Source organism: Vibrio sp. LB10LO1 (assembly GCF_010092875.1).
Taxonomy (GTDB): Bacteria; Pseudomonadota; Gammaproteobacteria; order Enterobacterales; family Vibrionaceae; genus Vibrio; species Vibrio campbellii.
The window spans coordinates 1-15,730 of sequence record NZ_JAADJW010000017.1; the positions used below are offsets into that span (position 1 = coordinate 1).

The window sequence follows — 15,730 nt, forward strand, 5'->3', positions numbered from 1 at the left end:
TATGAGTAAGACTCGCTATCCAGTTCGCTCCAAACACGTTAAGTGATAGGAGTTAACCGTCAGCGGTGGCTTTTTGTTTTTCTAGTGAACACTCAAGCAAGGACAATGAGGAGGAAGCACAAGGCGAATGCTTTGTGGTTTGACATCAAATCGAATCTTATTAGAACGGTAAGGCTCACCGTCTAAGTTCAATGGTAGCGTTTTAGGAAAATCAATCTCCAACCAACTCGCCTGAGTATGCTTAACAAACTGGCCCGTCTCGGTTGGGTTTTGAATTTCATCAATCACCTGAGGTAGCTCACGAGGCAAGAATGGATGCACCAAAGTAATGTCCATTAAACCATCATCAATAAGTGCGTTTGGCGCGAGCTCTTGTCCACCACCAGCTAAACGACTATTACAAAATGCGCCAACGAGAATTTCTCCCTGATAACTGCCCTGTTCTATCGTCAACGAGCCATCATAAGGTTTAAACCCTAGCGCTTTTACTAGTCCTGTTAATGTGTAAGCACCACCACCTAAGAAATTCTTCAGCTCTACGGGCGTCTCAGCAGTAATTTCTGCGCCAAAACCTGCCGCTGCAATGTTCATAAAGTAACGATCGTTGGCTTGAACGCTATCTACCGCAACGGCCTCACCTTTAACGGCAAGTTCTATGGACTCTCGAATCGTGGTGGGGATTTTCGTCGCAGTAGCGAAATCATTCGCAGTCCCCATAGGGATGATGGCCAACTCAGGCCTAGCACTTGAGTCTACCTGGTTGAGTGCTGTGACGGCTTCATTGACGGTGCCATCACCACCCGCGACAACGATACGTTTAATGCCTTCATTGACCGCTTCTATAACTAAGCGTTCCATATCCGCAGATTCCCAAGTGACCCGAACTTGCAGATCCACACCCTGCTCTCGCATTCGCATGATCTCACTGCGAAGTTCAGGGGTTCCGGCTTTCTTACCGTTTAGAATGGCACGTATTGTCTTCATGCTCGCTCCTCGTTATCGAATCGTTTTACCCGCTTGTTTTAGCTGAGCTCTTAACCATTGATGCGCGCTTTCATTACTGCGGCTAGAGTGCCAGATCGCACAAAGGTCATGCACACTGTCATTGAAAGGCAACGGCACGGCTTTGATGTCATAGGTTTTTGAGAAGTGTTCGATGGTCGACAGTGGCAACATTCCAATGTATTCACTGCCGTTGATCACTGGCAACATTTCCATTGCACCCGCCGCACGATACACAATGTTGCGACTCGCCAAATCTTCAATGTCTTCACCCGTTAACAAACTATTGCGAGCGTGCCAACGAGATACAACAACGTGTTCTTCCGCCAAGAATTGCTCAACTGAACAGGAATCTTGAATGCGCGGGTGCTCAGAGCTGCATACCACCATCAAACGCTCAGAAAAAATTGGGTCCATTTTTAATACCGTTCGCCCACGCGGCGGCAAATCAATGATCAAATCGTATCTTTGTAAACGTAAGTCGCTTTCGTAATCTTCGGTAAACAGCGGATGCACTTCTAACCCGATATTAGGAGCTTGCTCACGGATCTGACGCATCAGTTGTGGCATCAACTCATAGCTCGCTACAGATACACAGGCGATCGAAAAAATGCGGTTAGAAACTTTAGGATCGAAACTGCTAGAAGCGGAAAGCGTAGAGGTGAAGTTTTTTAACGCAGCAACCATTGCGGGATAGATATCCATCGCAAAGCTGGTTGGCTCTACACCAGAAGTACTTCTGTGGAAAAGTGGTTCATCGTAGATATCACGCAGACGAGCCAGTGCTTTGCTCACCGCAGGTTGGCTGATATCAAGACGAGCAGCGGCCTTAGACAGGTTCTGCTCTTCGTAAATCGCCACAAAAATGGGGATAAGGTTTAAATCGGTGCTCTTCATTTTGCAAACATAAAACAGGACATGGCCTTATTTTAGCTAACAGTATGATAGTTAACGACTCAGAACACCGGATTTGAGCGTCTATGCATGTTTTCGCGAGTTTTGACCTCGCATTGACGAAGAATATTCTGAAAATCGCTCAGGATTTTCCTAGGTAAGGGGTTAAAAAGGCACTCACCTCTTCGCCACACAAACCAATTTCTACTTCTACGCCGCCTTCTTTTAGGATGTCGATACCACGACCAGCGTTACGTGGGTCAGGATCTAACATGGCAACCACCACTTTTTTGATGCCGCAAGTCACTAAGGTTTTTGCGCAAGCAGGTGTACGTCCAACAAACGAACACGGCTCTAGTGTTACATACGCGGTCACGTCACTTAAATCGCCGTTGTAAGCCTTGAGAGCTTCAACTTCTGCATGATTGCCACCAATCGCCTGTGTATGCCCCTCTGATACGATTTCACCGTCTTTGACCAGCACGCAACCAACAGGTGGATTTGGTTGACAAGCAGGCAGCGCGTTGCGTGACACTTCCAACGCACGAAGCATAAATTGTTGGCTCATTTGGATCTGATACTCGTTATTCAAAATTTGGGTGATGGATTCTAACGCCAGCATGCTTTCCTCGCTATATAAAAGTGTTTGCAAAGCTCTTACGTTTGGCCTCTCCAAACAAATCAATCCCTGTCTGATATTCACAAAAAATAAAACGGGGCGAACCGAAGTTGCCCCGTTGATTACCACTCTTCAGACCGCATTCCGAAAAAGTGACTAACGAATTCTCATCGTTAGTTCTACTGCACGAAGTTGCGCCAATGCCTTGTTCAACTCCATGTGTGCCTGTGCAAAGCTGATGTCGTCCACATGCGCGCGAATGTTTTCTTCCGCCGCTCTGCGAGCTTCTTCTGCCCTTGCTTTGTCGATGTCTTTGCCGTGTAGCGCAGTATCCGCTAGCACAGTAACCACATCGGGTTGGACTTCGACCAAACCACCAGAGACATACAGAATCTCTTCAGGCTTCGACAAGTCACCGGTAATACGAGCAACACCCGGCTTGATTTTACTGATCAGCGGTGAGTGACCAGGACGAATACCTAACTCACCATCCGCACCTGCTACCGCGATAGCGTGCGCTGGACCTGAGTAAAGTGTGCCCTCTGCACTTACCACATTCAGCTGAAACGTATTTTGTGAAACCGCTATGGCCATATTGCCTCCCGCGCTTTACAGTTTTTTCGCTTTTTCAAGCACTTCGTCGATGTTGCCGCAGTACATAAATGCCTGCTCTGGGATGTCATCGTACTGACCATCAAGCAGCGCTTTAAAGCCTGCAATGGTGTCTTTTAGTGGAACGAATACACCCGGTTGACCCGTAAACACTTCTGCTACGTGGTAAGGCTGAGTTAGGAAACGTTCGACTTTACGAGCACGAGATACCAAGCGCTTATCTTCTTCAGACAGTTCATCCATACCTAGGATGGCAATGATGTCTTTTAGCTCTTTGTAACGTTGCAGCGTTTGCTGAACTTTACGCGCCACATCGTAGTGCTCTTGACCAACCACTTGAGGATCAAGCTGACGTGATGTTGAATCCAATGGGTCAATCGCTGGGTACAGACCCAAAGCAGCGATGTTACGAGACAGAACGACAGTCGCATCCAAGTGCGCAAACGTGGTTGCTGGCGATGGGTCGGTCAAGTCATCCGCTGGTACATAAACCGCTTGGATAGACGTGATAGAACCATTCTTAGTCGACGTGATACGCTCTTGAAGCACACCCATCTCTTCTGCCAGTGTTGGTTGGTAACCTACTGCAGATGGCATACGACCAAGCAATGCCGATACCTCAGTACCTGCCAAGGTGTAACGGTAAATGTTATCCACGAACAACAGTACATCACGACCTTCATCACGGAAACGTTCTGCGATGGTCAAGCCTGTTAGCGCAACACGTAGACGGTTACCCGGTGGCTCGTTCATCTGACCGTAAACCATGGCTACTTTGTCGAGAACGCCCGCTTCCTTCATTTCGTAGTAGAAGTCGTTACCCTCACGAGTACGTTCTCCTACACCGGTAAATACCGACAAACCTGAGTGAGCTTTAGCAATGTTATTGATAAGCTCCATCATGTTTACCGTCTTACCTACACCCGCACCACCGAACAGACCGATCTTACCGCCCTTCGCGAACGGACAAATCAAGTCGATAACTTTAACGCCTGTTTCTAGTAGCGCAGTGCTGTTAGATTGCTCTTCGTAGCTTGGGGCATCACGGTGGATCTCGTAAGACACTTGCTCACCGATTGGACCACATTCATCGATTGGATGACCCAGCACGTTCATGATACGACCTAGGGTTTCTTCACCCACAGGTACCGTGATTGGGTTGCCCGTAGATTCCACTTCTAGGCCACGTTTAAGGCCATCCGAAGAACCCATTGCGATACAGCGAACCACACCGCCGCCCAACTGTTGCTGAACTTCCAGCATCAGTGAGCCATCGCTGCCATCGTTGATTTTCAGTGCATCGTAAACTTTCGGGCCTTTGTCTTGTTCGAACTCGACGTCGACCACCGCACCGATGACTTTGACGATTTTGCCAATACTCATAATTTAAACCTCAAATTCTCTCTCTAAACCGCTTGTGCGCCGGATACAATTTCACTCAACTCTTGAGTAATCGCCGCTTGACGCGCTTTGTTGTAAACCAGTTGTAGGTCTTCAATCAGTTGCGCTGCGTTATCAGTCGCGGCAGACATTGCCATCATCCGCGCGGCTTGTTCACAAGCGATACTCTCAACCACACCCTGATAAACCAGTGATTCCACATAGCGTTGAATCAGGTGGTTGAGAATGTCTTGAGGAGACTGCTCGTAGAGGTAATCCCAACGAGCCTCTTTATCACGTGAAATGTCTTCTTTCGGGAACGGCAGCATTTGCAATACCGTTGGTTTTTGCACCATGGTGTTTACAAACTGGTTGTAAACAAGGAACAAGCGGTCGATTTTGCCTTCGGAGTAATGCTCCATCATGGCATTAACCGCACCCAACATATCTTCCAGTTTTGGTGCATCACCAAGGCCAGAAGTCTGTGCCATTACTTTCCCGAGGGACTGGAAAAAGCTGATTGCTTTCGAACCAATGAGCGTCGTATCTACTTCAACGCCCTTCTCTTGCCAGTCCTGCATTTCTGCCAATACTTTTTTGAACAAGTTACTGTTCAGGCCACCACACAAACCTCGATCGGATGAGATGATGATGTAAGCCACTCGCTTCACTTCGCGTTCTTGAAGGAAAGGATGGCTGTACTCCAGCGTACCGGACGAAACGTGACCGATAACCTTACGCATGTTCTCCGCGTAAGGACGGGACGCCTGCATGTTCTCCTGCACTTTGCGCATCTTGCTGGCGGCGACCATTTGCATCGCACTCGTAATCTTTTGCGTGCTACTCACGCTAGCAATTTTGGTGCGAATCTCTTTGGTATTTGCCATAACGGACTCCTGTTAGTGGTCCTACGATTGCAGCGCAGTGAACTCTTTCAGCAAGCTGTGTAGCTCACTTTCGATCTCGTCGTTGTAATCACCGGATTGGTTGATCTTGTCCAGTAGCGGCTGCGCGTTTGTACGACCAAATGCCATCAACTCTTCTTCAAAACGAGAGATTTGGTTTAACGCGACATCAGTGAGGTAACCCTTCTCTGCTGCAAAGATCGCCAGTGCTTGCTCAGCAACCGTCATTGGTGCGTACTGTTTCTGCTTCATGAGTTCCGTTACTTTCTCACCGTGATCAAGCTGACGACGAGTCGCTTCATCTAGGTCAGAAGAGAACTGAGCAAATGCGGCCAATTCACGGTATTGCGCCAACGCGGTACGAATACCACCCGACAGTTTCTTGATCACTTTGGTTTGCGCTGCACCACCTACACGAGATACCGAAATACCTGGGTCAACCGCCGGACGTAAGCCTGAGTTGAATAGCTGAGTTTGTAGGAAGATTTGACCATCGGTAATCGAGATTACGTTGGTTGGTACAAACGCCGATACGTCACCCGCTTGGGTTTCGATGATTGGCAATGCGGTTAGAGAACCGGTTTTGCCTTTCACTTCACCGTTAGTGAATCGCTCTACGTATTCTTCATTAACACGTGCTGCACGTTCTAGAAGGCGTGAGTGGAGGTAGAAAACATCACCCGGGAAGGCTTCACGACCTGGTGGGCGTTTTAGAAGTAGCGAGATTTGACGGTAAGCCACCGCTTGTTTTGATAGATCATCGTATACGATCAACGCATCTTCACCACGGTCACGGAAGTATTCGCCCATGGTACAACCTGCGTATGGCGCTAGGTATTGCAGCGCTGCCGCTTCTGATGCTGACGCAACCACCACAATAGTGTTTTCTAGTGCACCGTGTTCTTCTAGCTTGCGAACCACGTTGGCAATCGTCGATGCTTTTTGACCAATTGCGACGTAAATACATTTAACGCCCAGTTCTTTTTGGTTGATGATGGCATCAATCGCCATCGCGGTTTTACCTGTCTGACGGTCACCGATGATCAACTCACGTTGACCACGACCAATTGGCACCATGGAATCTACCGCTTTGTAACCGGTTTGGATTGGTTGGTCGACAGATTTACGGTCGATAACACCAGGGGCAATGACCTCTACAGGGTCCATACGATCGAATGACACTGCGCCTTTACCATCGATTGGTTGACCTAGCGTGTTCACTACACGACCTAGCAAACCGTTACCGACTGGCACTTCGAGAATACGACCGGTGCCTTTTACTTTCATCCCTTCTGACAAGTCCGCATATGGGCCCATCACAACAGCACCAACTGAATGACGCTCTAAGTTCAGAGCCAACGCAAAGCGGTTATCTGGCAGTTCTAGCATCTCGCCTTGCATAACGTCTGCAAGACCGTGAATTGTGATGATGCCGTCACTAACGGAGACGATAGTACCTTCATTTCTCGCTTCACTTTCGAGGTTGAAGTTAACAATTCGCTCTCTGATTAATTCACTGATTTCATTTGAATTTAATTGCATTTCTATACCCCGTTACACATGTAGGTTGGTCGCCAATCGGCTTAGGTTGGTGAGGACACTGCCGTCATACACGGTCTGCCCTGCTGTGATCACCACACCACCTACAAGGGATGGATCCAGTTGTGTTTCTAGTGTGATGGCTTTACCGTACTTTTCGGTTAACGCTTGTTTAAGCCTTGCCATCTGTTCCTCATCCAGAGGTTCTGAAACACGCACTGTTACTGTCATGGTTCGTTCGTAATCCGCTTTCATCTCTTGGAACTGAACGTTTACTTCACTGAGCGCTTTTAGACGCTTGTTCTCTTCCATAATGCGAAGAAAATTCTCGAAGTTTTGATTCAACCATTCACCACCAGCATGAAGAATCAGATCCAACAATGGTTGTTCAGAACCGTCTTCATCAAGGTCATTCAAGACCAGAAGCGTGTTAGGTTGTTCCAAGACCACTTGGGTAATCGCAAACATTTGTTGCCAATCGTCCAAGCATTCTGCATCGCGTGCGTAATCAAACGCCGCTTTTGCGTAGGGTTGAGCTACCACTGTCAATTCGGACATGTGCCCTCCTACATTTCGTTGATGAAGCGGTTCACCAAGTCGCGGTTAGCCGAGCTATCCAGATTGCGATTAATCAGCTTGCTGGCACTTTCAATCACCAGATCCGCCATTTCATCTTTCAGCTCTTGGCGAACTTTACTGCGTTCGCTTTCCACTTCTGCTTTGCCTTCTGCGACAATGCGCGCTTTCTCTTGATTTGCCAGATCAACCGCTTCCGCAACCATCTGTTCTTGACGTTGCTTACCTTGGTTGATGATGGCTTGAGCTTTTGAGCGAGCTTCTGTCAGCAGCGCTTCACCGTTCGCTTTTGCCAGTTCTAACTCTTGTGCTGCTTTTTCTGTTTGCTCAAGACCTTGGGCAATTTCAGCACGACGCTCATCAAGCAGTTTTACAAGTGGTGGCCAGACATATTTCATGCACAGCCAAACGAAAATCACGAAGGAGATCGCCTGACCAAACATTGAGGCATTTAAGTTCATAGCACCCTCTCTTCTATAACGTTATGAAAATTATTAATTCGAATTACGCTACAGCGAAGATGATGTACAAGCCGATACCAACACCGATCATTGGCACCGCGTCCACAAGACCCATCATGATGAAGAATTGAGTACGAAGCATTGGGGTCAAATCAGGTTGACGAGCCACACCTTCAAGGTATTTACCTGCAAGGTTACCGATACCTGCTGCGGCACCCGCTGCACCAAGACCGATCAGTAGTGCACCCGCCACGTAAAGAACTGCGCTAACGATATCCATAACAACTCCTAGAATTGAATTTTTTAATTAAGAAACAAGATTTTTGAAATTAATGCTCTTCAACAGCCATGCCGAGATAAACCACGGTCAGTACCATAAAAATAAATGCTTGAAGAACAACAATAAGAATGTGGAACAGTGCCCAAGGAACACTTAGTGCCCATTGCATCCACCACGGCATTAATGCAATTAGAATGAAGATCATTTCACCTGCATACATATTGCCAAATAATCGAAGACCTAAAGATATTGGTTTAGAAATTAACGTCACCAATTCAAGAACTAAGTTCACTGGATATAACAACGGATGTGAAAATGGTTGAGTAGTTAACTCTTTAATAAAACCTTTCACGCCTTTGTTTTTAAACGTATAACCTAACACCAAAATAAATACGCCTAATGCCATCGACATCGTAATATTGACGTCAGCGGATGGTAAGTCACGGAAGTGTTCAACCCCTACAGCACGAGTAAGTGCAGGAATTAAATCAATCGGTAACAAATCCACGGCATTCATTAATAACACCCAAACAAATATTGTCAGTGCCAAAGGACCAATTAACTTGTCCTTCGCTTGAAATATTTCTTTTACAATGTCATCGACGAACTCAAATATTATCTCGATCAAACACTGGAATCGTCCTGGTACTCCTTTCGTTCCTTTCGTCACCGCATAACGGAATGAAAGGATGAAAACGAGCCCCGTCAACCAGACCATGATCATGGAATCAAGGTTAATTCCAAACCAACCGTCGCCGGCGGTGAGAAAGGTCAAGTGGTGCTCAATATATTCATGAGCGGACTGGACAGTCTCCATTTATGCCTTCCTTTCGAAGCGGTCTCTGAACAGCGGCGTTAAGAAGTGACCAAACATCGTCACACAAAAGCCTATCAGGACCACGATGTTGCGAAGAGCCATAAATCGAAACGTCAAAACAAACATCACTATGGTGTAAATGACTTTGATATTTCGACTCAGATGCATGAGGTCACGCAAACTCTCTTCTGGTTTCACCCTAGATTTAATGGACGCGAATACCATGCCAAACAGAGATGGAAGAATCGCAATCAGTACCCCAGTGATTGCTGATTCAGCGCTTAGAGTCCCGCTTCGCATGTACTCATACGCGATGAATACCAGACCCAAAGCTGCTTGAGCAATCAGAATCCTCTTGCCTGCCACCAATATTGGGTCGTCGTGAATATTAGCTTCCATAAATCACCCTTTAAAATAATATCGAATTAAAACTTCTGATAATTAAACTTCACAAAATAAAGCTACCTAGTGACGACGAATTATATTAAGATAAATTTAATACACAGAATTAAATTTAATCTGATAATTATTATTCACATATTTAAAAATCAAAACGGAATCACTCCGCATTTCCGTTTCCCCAGAAATATACACCGATAATTTTAATAATCTAAATCGAAAAACTTGCAAATTATCATTCCATTTTTGAAGTGTTATTTTATTTGAACAAATCAAAAATGAAATATACATTGAATAAGCCGTCTTTATCAGGGTTAAGACGAAAAGCTTGTCACATGGAAGTGACACTCCATCACGAAAGGAATTAAAGTGATTTATTGGTTATATAATCTTAAATATACTATTTTTAATATATAGCCGATTAATAAACCTGTTTAATATAAAGATAAAATAGATCAAAAGCAGAACGTCGAAGTGACAAGAATTAAATATATGTAGAATATATTATTTTGTCACGCTCATTGTAGCACGCAAAAATAACAACATGACGTTTATTAAAGGATATAAAAAAGGACGCTTTACTAGCGTCCTTTTCGTTTTTATTTCTTATTGCTTGCCTGCTTATCGAGTTGTGGCAAGGCTTTAGGTATCACCCACTTGAAGCGTTTTGGCTTCAACGCTTGTATCCCTTTCCAAAGAGCATTCATCAAGCTTACGTCCTCCTGCCCCTCTTGTAGGCGCTGTGAACGCTTCTGCCAAACGTCAGAGTCACTGGCTTTACTCATTTCAAGACCACCTGTGTTGCTTCTCAACTGCTTATACAAGCTTGCTCGAACATCACCCCATCGGTTTGCTTTCACCATTCGTCTGAACACTAACCAAGGAGGCGTAGGACGAGAACGATAATAACGGTGAATGCTCAAGACGGCGATAACGAGAACAAATAGCGTCACTGCGCAGCCAATCAACCAGCCAGAATAAGCTCGAACAAAGGATTTGAATGTATGCTTGGCTTTGAAGGTCTTACCCTCAATCACCACCGTTTCCAGCTGTTTACTCTGGCTATTCCACCATTGGAACGTATGCTCAGGCAAGGTGAACTCACCACCCTGTTGGATCACATACACGCTTTCTTCGATACGACTCGATTGGTAATCGCCACGCGTTTGCTTATCATCTAAGCGGTTTGGTTGAGGATAGGCTTGATAACTGGCAGTAGAATCATTGGATAACAAGTCTGGAAGCAATACTGACAGGCTGTCTTGTGCATTGATCGTAATGGTGCGAGTGATTGCATCGCCGACTTTCAGCTCATCGTTAGACGTTGTCCATTTCTGATCCACACTCACCTTAGTCGCAGTAAACCATGCAGACTCATCACTGAGCAATCCAGAAGGCATAGACGCTTCAAACTTAATTGGCTGCGTATAAAGCGTACTAGCGACCTTCGAACCATCAGGCGCAGAGACTTGCACACCAACAGCGACAGGTGGAATCACAAACTGACCCGAGGCTTGCGGATACAAAGTTATTTCCCAACGCTGACGAGACCAAGTCTGTCCCCCTTTGCGCTCGGTATAGTTGGTTGCTAATTGGTTACGCTGCTTTGCAATCACGTTAGGGATTTCTACGCTGCCAATGCGTGTACCACCTGTGAACCAACGAGGCGTTGCGACTTCGATGTACAAAATCACCTGCTCATTCACACTGAACTTAGGTGCTTCCTTCCTATCGGTCCCTGCTCCCTGCTTACCAACCCATGCTAACAATTCAACATTATCGCTGCGCTGCAAGTCTTGAATGTCTTGTGCGTTCGCCAAACCAGTAAAAAACAAAGTAAACACCATCAAGATAGTGCTTAGACGCCCAACAATAGAGTCAGCGCCAAGCTTGAATACATTCATCATTGTGCTTGCTCCTCTTCTTGTTGTCGTTGCGGTCGTGGCTTCGGCTCCGTTTTCACGGGCTCACGCAGTTGAATTTGGAACTTAGCACGCAAGAAGTACTTGGGATCAGCCTCTACGCGTTTTAACCACTTATCCGCCAGCTCTTGGCTGCCAAGAATTTCGTTCGCATTGAGTTTCTCTTTCAGCATTAACTCAGCAGCGGTTTTTTCGTCTGCCCCATCTGCCGTTTGCGGGTTGTCACCCAGTTCAAATGACTCTTCGGGTCCATCCGTTGTCCCTGCTTGACTTTCACTGGTGCGGTTAATCTCTTCAACAATGCCGCCGATGACTTTTAGGTTATGTTCAACGTCTGGTCGCAATTGATCGCTCAAGGTGTCTTTGTCTGCCAGTGCTTGCAACAAATTACGCGCGGCCAAATACTCACGTTGACGCGCCAACGCACTCGCAGCGTTGTACAAGCCATAGTCCTTTACCGCATCTGATGGATTGTTTTGCATCTCCAAGAAAGCCGTATGAGCCAGTTTGTATTCGCCTGCGTAGTAATAAGCCGTCCCTTTTCGCAACGGATCCGTAAAGTGCTTTGCTGCCTCAAGGTATTCGTTGTTGTTGAACAGGCGCTGCCCTTGTTGGTTTGGCGTGAGCCATAAATCCCACCACCATTGAGACGCTTTATCCCAGACCGTAACCTCTTGCACCACTTCGGGCTTATTCGCTTTGAGCGAGACGGTTTCCGCCATGACTTTTGGCGTCATAAACAAAGACGTTGACACCATCGCGACAACACACCATTGCACTAACCACCCTTTGCGGAACCAAAGCATCATGATGAGCGCAATTGGGAACAACAGTTGATAACCCATGTCTTTCCAAGGCATTGAGGATTCACCATTGAGTTGCATGTTTCGCTCAACAAAACGATTCAGCTTCTCTATGTCACTATTGTCTACCGTCACTTCCACAAGGCGTCCACCAGTCGCGCTGGCAAGATTATTTAACGAGTCCAAATCGACAGGGTTGTTAGAAACAATGTCTGAGTTACCCGCAGCCAAAATAAGCAATTGATAAGGCTTGTCAGCGAAGTAGTTTTTGTAAGCGGTAATAGTTGCAGGATTAACCCCATCCGTGACCAACAGAACCGTCGAACCCGGTTGGTCTTGTAATTGTCGGTCAATCAAAGGCAGCGCCGTTTCAGCAAGTTTACCTTCAACCGGCATGATTTCTGGTGTTATCGCAGCAAGAAACGGTTCGAATACTTTACTGTCCTGCGTCACAGGCATCGCAACATGAGCAGACCCCGCATACACAACTAGCCCAGTACTGCCTCCTTTTCTTGCTGCCAATAGGTCGCGGATCTTTTGCTTAGAGCGCTCCAAACGGCTTGGCGGAAGGTCTTTTTGCAACATCGAATCGTTGTTATCCAACACCACCAGCATAGAGGCTTTATCCTCGCCAAACGGTGAAGCTTGGCGCTCCCACGAAGGGCCAGCACAGATGACGATGGCAATCGCCACTATCACCATAAGTAGCTTGAGCGGCAGTTGCTTTCGCCAACCATAGTCACCAATCGTTAAGGCTTTACGTAAGTGTTCTGGAAGAATGTCTTTCCAGCTAGGTTTGGCTTCTTCTCGCCACCTCAACCAAAGCAAAAGAAACATTGGGATGAACGCCAATAGCCACATTGGACGAATGAAATGGAACTGTGTGAAGAACTGTTCTAGTCCCATGCTAGAGAAAGGAGAATCAAACATGGCGCTCTCCTTTTCCGTTTTCTGCTTGCGTGGAAGCTCCACTAGTCACTGATAGTCGACGACGCTTAAATGTCGCTAACGTGAACGCGGTCAAGTACATCACAACGACTAAAGCCATTAAATAATGATGCAAGCTTTGCTTGGGGCGATACGTGGTACTTTCATAAAGCTGTGGCTCTAACTTACCAATCTCATCATAGGCTTTAGCAAGTTCGTCACGGTTGAGCGCTTCAAACGCCTCACCACCGGATTCTTTTGCAATACGTTTGATCGTATTCATATCTAGCGCTGTTTCACCCACGGTTTGTGGATCACCCATGGCAATCACGTGGATACGTACATCTTTGGCTTTCGCGACTTTCGCCGCATCAATCGGCTCAACGAAGCTTCCGGTATCATTACCATCCGTAAGCACAATGGCGACTTTCTCTTTGCTCTCTTCAACATCAGTACGTGACTGTTCGCTTTGCTCAAACACCTTAATCGCCAAGCCAATCGCATCACCCAAGTGGGTACTCTGCCCTGCCATCGCCACATCCGTTTGGTTCAGGAGCTCTAGCCACACTTTTTGGTCTGGTGTGAACGGGGTTTGCACAAATGCCGCGTCACCGAACAAGATCAGACCTAAACGATCGCCTTTGCGCGTTTTGGCAAAGTCACTCAATACTTCTTTAGCTGCATCGAGACGAGAGATCTTTTCACCGGTTTTAGATGTGAAGTCTTGCTCTGCCATTGAGCCTGACAAATCGACGACGACCATAACATCGCGCCCTAAGCTTTCACGCACCTGTGGCTCGCCAAGCACTGTCGGCTTTGCCATTGCGGTCACGACCAAAAGCCAAGAAATGATAAGCGTCGCGCGCTGCCACCAGTTCGGAGTGAGTTGGCTCGCACCTTCTGATGGTGTTTCACCAATGGCGTCCACAAGCTGACTAAAGAACGGCACTTTGATGGCCATTTGTTTGGTGCGGTAAGCAGGGACGAGAAAATACACCACCAAAGGCAGCGGCAAGATGATGAACCAAAGCGGATGCTCAAATTCAAAACTACTCATGCCAAGCCATGAAGCAAGAAGATCACCCATGGCGACCTCCTTTTAATGCACGCGCTTTGTAGGCAAGCGTGCGCTTTTCAATGTTGTGAGCGTTCTCATCGTGCTCTTTCACCCACTCAGTTGCGCGTTCAAGAAGTTGTAAACGCTCTGTTTTTTCCAGCTCAATACTTGGGTCAACCATACTTTGTAGCCATCGTTTAGAGACTTCGTCATCAAACATTTTATGCTTAGGGTTAAGCGCATCTAACTTGCGCAGGAACGCGGTGTCAAACAAGCGAGCATGAGAGCTATCAAGATGAATCAATACAATTTTCAAAATCGAGAACAGGGCTTTGGGCATACTCGCGTCATCTGGATTCAAACGAGAAATGGCTTCAATAGCTTCTTTACGGTAGCGGTTATCCCACCAATGGTGCAGCAGTCGGTAACCCAGATACATAAGTACAATCGCACCAATGACGGCAAGGATCTTCCAACCAATGGTTTGTGGTACCCAGCTTAAGCTTTCTGGCACCGCAACGTCATGCAGCTCACGCAGAATATACGTGCTTGGAGGCGTGTGTAAGTCTGTCATTTATCGACCTCCAACGAGTTTTTGGAATTGAGTAATGTGGTCACCTGATGTATCGATTTCGATATGAGGCAGCTTTTTCATCGCCATTAGTTGCGCCAGTGATTGACGTTTTAACTGCGCTTTCTCAACCAAACTGGCACTGGCGGCGTCGACTTTGGCTTTGCTGTCTAAGTTGAGCTGGTAACGACCGTCACCAATCACCCATTTCACTTTTGCCAAATCTTGAGGAAGCGACTGCTCTAAAGGATCGCTTACCATCACCGCGAGAACATCGTTGTGTTGTTGAAGCTGCTTAAGGTGATCGAGGTGGTGCTCTTCGCAATCGCGCCAATCACTGATGAAAATCAGCGTGGATTGCTTTAGCTTCATCCGTTTGATGAGCTCAATCCATTTACTGAACGTCACTTTGTCTGAATCTAGCGAGTCCACATTTAAGCGCTGATTGGCTTGAGAGAGTCGTTTCAGTTGAGCGAGCAAATCGTTTTGGGAACGCTGAGCTTTGCTGTGATATAGAGCGGAGTCAGAGGCGATAACAAATCCGACTCGGTCACCGTCTTTCAATACTCGCCAACCACACATAGCCGCGACTTCAGCAGCGACTACAGATTTCATGACCTCGGTAGAAGCAAAAAACATCGCACTGCGCTGATCTACACAGACAATCACATTACGATCTTTTTCTTCGGTGTAACTGCGCACATGAGGCTTGCCCGTGCGCATGGTGACTTTCCAATCTAGGTTTCGGATGTCGTCCCCTAGTTGGTAGTGACGAAGTTCTTCAAAGTTCAAACCACGTCCGCGGAATAGTGAGTTATGACGACCAGAAAGCACACTGCCCGCTTTTAAGTGAGGCAGTAAGCTGAAAGATTCGGCTTGCGCTTGTAAACGCACCAATCGTGAGTAATCGCAATACAAGCGAGGGTCGAGCCCTTGGGATTGAGGAGCAAGCGTTGGCTTTGCCAT

At 46.8% G+C, this 15,730-nt stretch carries 17 protein-coding genes; all 17 read right to left on the reverse strand.

Going from position 1 to position 15,730, the window contains the following annotated elements; translation table 11 throughout:
* Positions 1-81: 81 nt before the first annotated feature.
* Positions 82-984, reverse strand: a complete 903-nt coding sequence (gene yegS / locus GXP65_RS13720; RefSeq protein WP_162093063.1) for a lipid kinase YegS — start codon at positions 982-984, stop codon at positions 82-84.
* A 12-nt stretch (positions 985-996) separates the two neighbouring features.
* Positions 997-1,899: a LysR family transcriptional regulator gene (locus tag GXP65_RS13725; protein ID WP_005437729.1), complete on the reverse strand. Its 903-nt coding sequence runs from the start codon at positions 1,897-1,899 to the stop codon at positions 997-999.
* A 139-nt stretch (positions 1,900-2,038) separates the two neighbouring features.
* Positions 2,039-2,464, reverse strand: a complete 426-nt coding sequence (locus GXP65_RS13730; protein WP_009704172.1) for a bifunctional diaminohydroxyphosphoribosylaminopyrimidine deaminase/5-amino-6-(5-phosphoribosylamino)uracil reductase RibD — start codon at positions 2,462-2,464, stop codon at positions 2,039-2,041.
* A 207-nt stretch (positions 2,465-2,671) separates the two neighbouring features.
* On the reverse strand, positions 2,672-3,109 hold the full coding sequence (locus GXP65_RS13735; RefSeq protein WP_005431788.1) for a F0F1 ATP synthase subunit epsilon: 438 nt from the start codon (positions 3,107-3,109) through the stop codon (positions 2,672-2,674).
* A 15-nt stretch (positions 3,110-3,124) separates the two neighbouring features.
* Positions 3,125-4,510, reverse strand: a complete 1,386-nt coding sequence (atpD, locus tag GXP65_RS13740) for a F0F1 ATP synthase subunit beta (RefSeq protein WP_162093064.1) — start codon at positions 4,508-4,510, stop codon at positions 3,125-3,127.
* A 23-nt stretch (positions 4,511-4,533) separates the two neighbouring features.
* Positions 4,534-5,394: a F0F1 ATP synthase subunit gamma gene (gene atpG / locus GXP65_RS13745; RefSeq protein WP_005431811.1), complete on the reverse strand. Its 861-nt coding sequence runs from the start codon at positions 5,392-5,394 to the stop codon at positions 4,534-4,536.
* Between the two features lie 21 nt (positions 5,395-5,415).
* A complete protein-coding gene (gene atpA, locus GXP65_RS13750) occupies positions 5,416-6,954 on the reverse strand; it encodes a F0F1 ATP synthase subunit alpha (protein ID WP_005437731.1) in 1,539 nt (512 codons plus the stop codon).
* A gap of 12 nt (positions 6,955-6,966) precedes the next feature.
* Positions 6,967-7,509, reverse strand: a complete 543-nt coding sequence (locus GXP65_RS13755) for a F0F1 ATP synthase subunit delta (protein WP_005431763.1) — start codon at positions 7,507-7,509, stop codon at positions 6,967-6,969.
* 8 nt (positions 7,510-7,517) lie between these two features.
* Positions 7,518-7,988 (reverse strand): F0F1 ATP synthase subunit B, encoded by a 471-nt coding sequence (locus GXP65_RS13760; RefSeq protein WP_005431830.1) that lies wholly within the window; start codon positions 7,986-7,988, stop codon positions 7,518-7,520.
* Positions 7,989-8,031: 43 nt separating this feature from the next.
* On the reverse strand, positions 8,032-8,268 hold the full coding sequence (gene atpE / locus GXP65_RS13765) for a F0F1 ATP synthase subunit C (RefSeq protein ID WP_004727739.1): 237 nt from the start codon (positions 8,266-8,268) through the stop codon (positions 8,032-8,034).
* A gap of 49 nt (positions 8,269-8,317) precedes the next feature.
* Positions 8,318-9,085: a F0F1 ATP synthase subunit A gene (gene atpB, locus GXP65_RS13770; RefSeq protein WP_005533315.1), complete on the reverse strand. Its 768-nt coding sequence runs from the start codon at positions 9,083-9,085 to the stop codon at positions 8,318-8,320.
* Positions 9,086-9,484 (reverse strand): ATP synthase subunit I, encoded by a 399-nt coding sequence (locus GXP65_RS13775; protein WP_005447171.1) that lies wholly within the window; start codon positions 9,482-9,484, stop codon positions 9,086-9,088.
* A 599-nt stretch (positions 9,485-10,083) separates the two neighbouring features.
* Positions 10,084-11,391: a BatD family protein gene (locus tag GXP65_RS13780; RefSeq protein ID WP_162093066.1), complete on the reverse strand. Its 1,308-nt coding sequence runs from the start codon at positions 11,389-11,391 to the stop codon at positions 10,084-10,086.
* On the reverse strand, positions 11,388-13,139 hold the full coding sequence (locus GXP65_RS13785; RefSeq protein WP_162093068.1) for a VWA domain-containing protein: 1,752 nt from the start codon (positions 13,137-13,139) through the stop codon (positions 11,388-11,390). The genes GXP65_RS13780 and GXP65_RS13785 overlap by 4 nt, the downstream gene beginning before the upstream one ends.
* Positions 13,132-14,223, reverse strand: coding sequence for a VWA domain-containing protein (locus tag GXP65_RS13790; RefSeq protein WP_162093070.1), 1,092 nt, complete (start codon positions 14,221-14,223; stop codon positions 13,132-13,134). Before GXP65_RS13790 ends, GXP65_RS13785 begins: the two co-directional genes overlap by 8 nt.
* The gene (locus GXP65_RS13795) at positions 14,216-14,767 is read right to left on the reverse strand and encodes a DUF4381 domain-containing protein (RefSeq protein ID WP_162093071.1); all 552 of its coding nucleotides are present in this window, start codon (positions 14,765-14,767) and stop codon (positions 14,216-14,218) included. The genes GXP65_RS13790 and GXP65_RS13795 overlap by 8 nt, the downstream gene beginning before the upstream one ends.
* Positions 14,768-15,730 carry a DUF58 domain-containing protein gene (locus GXP65_RS13800; RefSeq protein ID WP_162093073.1) on the reverse strand — a complete coding sequence of 321 codons (963 nt, stop codon included), beginning with the start codon at positions 15,728-15,730 and terminating at the stop codon, positions 14,768-14,770.